At 37.4% G+C, this 463-nt stretch carries 1 protein-coding gene; it reads right to left on the reverse strand.

What is annotated here, in order from left to right:
- Positions 1–463: HlyD family secretion protein (locus BTO11_RS16540; RefSeq protein WP_483407213.1), on the reverse strand; the 463-nt coding region annotated here is incomplete at both ends.

A 463-nucleotide genomic window follows, 5' to 3' on the forward strand; every position in this document is an offset into this window, starting at 1 on the left:
TTAACTTTTCATCCGCTAACGTTAGCTGATTTGTTAATGCACCTTGTTCATTTTTTAATGCTAAATAACGTTGTTTTAAATGTTTAACTTCTTGTAATTGGAGTGTGTTGTGTTGGCTTATTTCATCAGAGAGCATTAACTTTTGACGTTCAACTTGCTCAATAAGCTGGTCACTTAAGTCAATGCCTGTGGCGTTTTTCTTTTGAATAATAATACTAACAAGCGGTTGACCTTTTATTACCTTATCGCCCTCTTTTACCCAAAGCTTATCGACCACACCACCTTGTGTGGCTACGCTTTTAACCACGCCTTTTATTGGGATTAAAAAGCCACGAACGGTTTCTTTTCTAGAATACTCAGCAGTAAAAATAAATAACACAATTGTAGCGGTAATGGCGACAAGCGTACCTACCGTTAATTTTATTGATAATGGCTGAGCCAGTATAATCTCACCCGTTAGGCG

This window comes from Psychrosphaera saromensis (assembly GCF_002954545.1).
Classification (GTDB): Bacteria; Pseudomonadota; Gammaproteobacteria; order Enterobacterales; family Alteromonadaceae; genus Psychrosphaera; species Psychrosphaera saromensis.